The organism is Streptomyces tricolor, from assembly GCF_002155905.1.
GTDB classification, from domain to species: Bacteria; Actinomycetota; Actinomycetes; order Streptomycetales; family Streptomycetaceae; genus Streptomyces; species Streptomyces tricolor.
Map to the genome: position 1 here is coordinate 1 of NZ_MUMF01000564.1, position 5,717 is coordinate 5,717.

At 74.5% G+C, this 5,717-nt stretch carries 5 protein-coding genes and 1 pseudogene; 5 read left to right on the plus strand and 1 reads right to left on the minus strand.

What is annotated here, in order from left to right; genetic code table 11:
- The 5 genes and pseudogenes from CCN44_RS33620 to CCN44_RS33640 form a co-directional block, all read left to right on the plus strand.
- Positions 1-1,565: pseudogene (locus CCN44_RS33620) on the plus strand (hypothetical protein); the annotation flags it as partial.
- A gap of 125 nt (positions 1,566-1,690) precedes the next feature.
- Positions 1,691-2,623 carry an ABC transporter ATP-binding protein gene (locus CCN44_RS33625; protein WP_059252432.1) on the plus strand — a complete coding sequence of 311 codons (933 nt, stop codon included), beginning with the start codon at positions 1,691-1,693 and terminating at the stop codon, positions 2,621-2,623.
- Positions 2,617-3,375 (plus strand): ABC transporter permease, encoded by a 759-nt coding sequence (locus CCN44_RS33630; protein WP_059252433.1) that lies wholly within the window; start codon positions 2,617-2,619, stop codon positions 3,373-3,375. The genes CCN44_RS33625 and CCN44_RS33630 overlap by 7 nt, the downstream gene beginning before the upstream one ends.
- Complete coding sequence (locus CCN44_RS33635) at positions 3,372-4,574, plus strand: sensor histidine kinase (protein ID WP_399009338.1); 1,203 nt, start codon at positions 3,372-3,374, stop codon at positions 4,572-4,574. The genes CCN44_RS33630 and CCN44_RS33635 overlap by 4 nt, the downstream gene beginning before the upstream one ends.
- A complete protein-coding gene (locus tag CCN44_RS33640) occupies positions 4,571-5,185 on the plus strand; it encodes a response regulator transcription factor (protein WP_059252434.1) in 615 nt (204 codons plus the stop codon). The genes CCN44_RS33635 and CCN44_RS33640 overlap by 4 nt, the downstream gene beginning before the upstream one ends.
- Positions 5,186-5,209: 24 nt before the next feature.
- On the opposite strand, the gene CCN44_RS33645 is transcribed toward CCN44_RS33640, so the two are convergent.
- Positions 5,210-5,717, minus strand: a 508-nt coding sequence (locus CCN44_RS33645; RefSeq protein ID WP_143650125.1) for a transglutaminase family protein, incomplete at its 5' end; no start/stop codon positions are given.

Here is a 5,717-nt window from a genome sequence, read left to right on the forward strand (position 1 = left end):
GGCACGGCGGCCCCGGCGGTGCCAGCGGCTTCGACGGTCCCGGCGGGCACGGCGGCCCCGGCGGCCCGCAGGGCGGCCCGGCCGGTCCCACCGGCGGTCCGGTCACCGGCGACGGCACCCTCGTCCCGTCGGCCGTCCCGTCGGCCGGCGGCGGCCCCGGCATGGGGCCGGGCGAGCCCTTCGACGGCCCCGCGGGCGCCGGTCCCGGCGGCCAGGGCACCCCGCCCGCGCGCAGCGCCCTCACCGACATCGCCGACCTCGACGCACCGGGCGGCCCCGGCGCCGGCGGCTTCGACGGTCCCGGTGGCCCCGGCGGCCCGGGTCGTCCCGGCGTCCCCGGCGGGCCGGGTTCCGCCCCCGGCGCGGGTCCCGCGGGCCGGGGTCCCGGTGGCGGGCTCAGCGACGACACCGCGATCCTCACTCCGCAGAAGCCGGCCCCGGAGCCCGGTACGCCCGGCTACCGCTCGCCGGCCGCCGACAACGTCTCCGGACACACCGTCACCAGCGGCATCCCGGTCGTCCCGAACGCGGGGAAGTCCCCGTTCGGCACCCACCCCGACGGCCCGGCGGCGCCCAAGCCCGCGCCGGCCCCCGCGCCCAAGGCGGCGGCCAAGCCGAAGAAGAAGGGCCGCAGCAAGCTGATGCTGCTCGGCGTCGGCGTGTTCGTCGTGGCGGGCGGTGCCTACGGCGCCGGACTGCTGATGAACCACACCGACGTGCCCAAGGGCACCACCGTGCTCGGTGTCGACATCGGCGGCGGCACCCGCGACGACGCCGTCAAGAAGCTGGACGACGCCTTCGGCGACCGGGTGAACAAGCCGCTGAAGCTGTCCGTGGGCGGCCGGACGGTCTCCCTCACGCCGGAGAACGCCGGGCTTCAGTTCGACTACCAGGCCACGGTGAGCGAGGCGGCGCAGAGCGACTACAACCCGGTCAACGTCGTCGGCTCCCTCTTCGGGCAGAAGCGCGTGGTCGAGCCGGTCATGCCGGTGGACGAGGAGAAGCTGCAGGCCGCCCTCCGGCAGGCCGGCGGCGGTGCCGGCTCGGTCACGGACGGCACGATCAAGTTCGAGTCCGGCAAGGCCGTGGCCGTCTACGGCAAGGCGGGCAAGGCCATCGACGCCGCCGGCTCGACCGGCGCCGTCGAGAAGGCCTACCGCACGCTGGTGGAGACGGGCACCCCGACCCCGGTCACCGTGCCGACCACCACCAAGCAGCCGACGGTGTCGAACGCCGAGGTCGACCGGATGATGAAGGAGTTCGCGAAGCCCGCGATGTCCGGTCTCGTCCGGGTGCAGACCGACGCGGCGCACAGCATCCCGTTCGGTCCGGTGTCCCTGCCGAAGATCCTCGGCTTCAAGGCCGTCGACGGCAAGCTCGTGGACACCTACGACCTCCAGGCGCTGAAGGCGGCCTACGGCAGCACCTTCGACGGCGTGCAGATCCAGACCGCGACCGGCAAGCGCGGCGTCCTGCCGCAGGACGTGGTCTCCGCACTGCGGAAGGCGCTGCGCGGCAAGACGGCGGCCGAGCGGGTCGGAGTCATCGACACCAACCCGAGCTGATGCCGGGGTGACGCCGCGGGGGGCCGGGGCGGGCGCGTGGTGAGCCGCCGGCATGACATCCGTCATCCGGCACTCAGGACCCGCGACACTGCCCGGCCCCCGGCCCGCCCGGCCAGCATGGGCGCATGACGACGACAGCGGTACCGGCCACCACCGCCCCGGTGGCCGGGTTCGACCAGGTGACCAAGACGTACGGGAGCGTGCGGGCCGTCGACGGCCTCTCGCTCCGGCTGTACCCGGGCGAGACCGTCGCCCTCCTCGGCCCGAACGGGGCCGGCAAGTCCACCACCCTGGACCTGCTCCTCGGGCTCAAGCACGCCGACAGCGGCACGGTGAGCCTGTTCGGCACCGGCCCGCGCGAGGCGATCCTCGCCGGCCGGGTCGGCGCCATGCTGCAGAGCGGCGGTCTGATGGACGGGGTCACCGTGGCCGAACTGGTGGGGCTCGCCCGCGCGCTGCACCCGCGGCCGTACCCCGCCTCCGAGGTGCTGGCCCGCGCGGGCCTCACCCCGATCGCCGACCGCAAGGTCGACAAGCTCTCCGGCGGCCAGGCCCAGCGGGTCCGGTTCGCCCTCGCCACCGCCGGCGACAGCGACCTGGTCGTCCTGGACGAGCCGACCACCGGCATGGACGTCTCCGCCCGCCAGGCCTTCTGGGCCACCATGCGGGAGCAGGCCGACCAGGGCCGTACGGTGCTCTTCGCCACCCACTACCTGGAGGAGGCCGACGCCGTCGCCGACCGGGTCCTGGTGCTGCACCGCGGCCGGCTCCTCGCCGACGGCACGGCCGCCGAGATCAAGGCGCGGGCGGGCGTGCGGCGGATCACCTTCGACCTGGCCGGGGACGTCGACCAGGACGCCCTGCGCGCACTGCCCTACGTGACCTCGCTCGACGTCTCGGGCCGGACCGTCCGCCTGCGGTCCGCCGACGCCGACGCCACCGTGCACGCCCTGTACGGCCTCGGCCTCTACCCCCGCCACCTCGAAGTCGCCGGGCTCGGTCTGGAGCAGGCCTTCGTCGCCCTCACGGAGGCCGAGGAGGCGAAGCGGCCGTGCTGAACACATGTGCCACGCGGGGCCTGATCAAGCTGGAACTCGTCCGCGCCCTGCGGAACAGGAAATTCCTGTTCTTCTCGGTGCTCTACCCCTCGATCATCTACCTGATCTTCTCCAGCAGCGCCGGCTCGGCCGCGAAGGTCGACGGCAGCGAGCTGACCGTCGCCACCTACCTGATGGTCTCCATGGCCTCCTTCGGCGCCCTGACCGCCGTCCTCATGGGCAACAGCGAGCGCATCGCCAAGGAGCGCGAGAGCGGCTGGGTACGGCAGCTGCGGCTGACCCCGCTGCCCGGCCGCGGCTACGTCCTCGCCAAGACGGCGAGCGCCGCCGTGGTGAGCCTGCCCGCCATCGTCGTGGTGTTCGCCGTCGCCGCCGTGCTCAAGCACGTACGCCTGGACGCCTGGCAGTGGCTCGCGCTCACCGGGGTCGTCTGGGCCGGCAGCCTCGTCTTCGCCGCGCTCGGCGTCGCCCTCGGGTATCTCGCCTCCGGGGACGCGGTCCGCCCGATCACGATGATCGTCTACTTCGGTCTGTCGCTCCTCGGCGGCCTGTGGATGCCCTCCACGAGCTTCCCGCAGTGGCTCCAGGACATCGCGAAGTGGCTGCCCACGCACGCGTACGCTGCCCTGGGACGCGCGATCGAACAGAACCAGGCCCCGCACGCCCAGGACATCGCCGTCCTCGCCGTCTCCTTCGTCCTCTTCACGGGCGGCGCGGCCTGGCTGTACCGGAAGGACACGCTGAAGGCGTGAGCACGACGACGGACGACCCGCGGACCCGGGGCACGCGGCCGGACCACCAGATGCCGATCGGCCGGACCCCGCGCACCCGGCGCGAGCTGCTGGCGAAGGCGCTGTGGATCGGCGTGTGGCTGGTCTTCCTCAGCTCACCGGTCCACGACCTGGCCGGCGGCCACCACACCGCGCGCGCCACCCTCGCCGGCTGCCTCGGCCTGGCCGCCTTCGTCGGGGTCTATCTGACGCTGGTCTTCCGCAACATGGGCCGGCCGTTCGCACCCCGGACCGTGCTCGCCCTGCTCGCGGTCCTCGCCGTCCTGGCCCCCGTCCTCGCCTTCACCCTCGGCAGCGCCTGGCTCGGCCTCTTCGTCTACCTCTCGGTGGCCTGCGGGGCGACCCTGCCGGTCCGGGCGGCGTACTGGGCCGTCCCGGCGACGGCCGCGGTGATGTACCTCGTCGGGCTGCACTCGGACGAGCAGGAGGCCCGCGGCCTGGTGATCCTCGTCGTGCTCATCGGGTTCGCCATGGTCGGGGTCGGCCAGCTCGTGCGCACCACCGTCGAGCTGCGCAAGGCCCGGGCCACCGTCGCCCAGCTCGCCGCCAACGAGGAACGGCTGCGGCTCGCCCGCGACCTGCACGATCTGCTCGGCCACTCGCTGTCGCTGATCACGCTGAAGAGCGAGCTGGCCGGCCGGATGCTGCCCGACCACCCCGACAAGGCGGCCCGGCAGGTCGCCGACATCGAACAGGTCAGCCGGCAGGCCCTGGTCGACGTCCGGGAGGCGGTCACCGGCTACCGGCGGCCCCGGCTCGCCGCCGAACTCGCCGGCGCCCAGGTCGCCCTGACCGCCGCCGGGGTCGTCGCCGAGGTGCCCGCCGAACCCGATCTCGCCGGCGTCCCCGAGGACGCCGAGTCGGCGCTCGCCTGGGCGCTGCGCGAGGCGGTCACCAACGTGGTCCGGCACAGCGGCGCCGACCGCTGCGTGATCCGGCTGCTGCGCCGCCAGACCCTGGACGGGCCGGTGCTCGAACTGTCCGTCGAGGACGACGGATCGGGCGGCTCCGGCAACGGGCCCGGCAACGGGCTGACCGGCCTGACCGAGCGGCTGGAGAAGGCCGGCGGCACCCTGGAGGCGGGCCGGACCCGGCACGGGTTCCGGCTGCTCGCCCGCGCGCCGGCGGCCACCGCGGCGGACGTAGGATCCGGGGCATGACGAGCACGATCAAGGTCCTCCTCGCCGAGGACCAGTCGATGGTCCGCGAGGCGCTGGCCGCGCTGCTCGGCCTGGAGGACGACATCGAGGTCGTCGCCCAGGTCGCGCGCGGCGACGAGGTGCTCGCGGCCGTCGGCGCGCACGGCGTGGACGTCGCGCTGCTCGACATCGAGATGCCCGGCTGCACCGGCGTCGAGGCCGCGGCCCGGGTCCACCGGGAGTTCCCCGGGGTGAAGCTGGTCGTCCTCACCACCTTCGGCCGGCCCGGCTATCTGCGCAGCGCCATGGAGGCGGGCGCCGACGCCTTCCTCGTCAAGGACGCCCCCGCCGCCCAGCTCGCCGAGGCGATCCGCAAGGTGCTGGCCGGGGAGCGGGTCATCGACCCCACGCTGGCCGCCGCCGCACTCGCCGAGGGCGCGAACCCGCTCACCGAGCGGGAACGGGAGGTGCTCCGCGCGGCGGCCGACGGCTCCACCAACGCCGAACTGGCCCAGGCCCTCCACCTCTCCCCGGGCACGGTCCGCAACTACCTGTCCACCGCCATCCAGAAGCTGGCGGCCCGCAACCGGGCGGAGGCGGTGCTGATCGCCCGGGAGAAGGGGTGGCTGTGAGCACCTCCCGCTCCCCGCGCCGGGTCAGTTGAGCTTGGCCCGCGCCGTTCCCGCCTCCTGCCGGACCTTCCGGGCCGCCGACTCGTCCACCACCTCGATCAGATCGGCGTAGTGCTCCAGCTCCTCGGCGCCCGCCACGAACTGCCCGCGCTGCACCAGCAGTTGCCCGCGCTCGTAGCGCAGCCGGGCCGGATGGGAAGGGATGAGCAGCGCCAGCTCCACGGCCCGCAGCGCGACGTCCGACCGCTCCGGCCGCGCCGCAGCCCACGCCCGGATGTTGTTCAGGATGCGCTGGACGACCTCCAGCGGCGGGGCCGGCTCCAGCATCGAGGAGTGCAGCGGCGCCCCCGTGGCCCCCACCACCAGCAGCTCGGCGTCCGTCCCGGTCAGCACCCGGCCGCCGTCGAACGGATCGGCCAGCACCTGCTCCGCCGCCGTCCCGAACCCGACCACGAAGTGCCCCGGCAGCGCGACCCCGTACACCGGAGCGCCCGCCCGGCGCGCGACCTCCAGCCACACCACCGACAGCAGG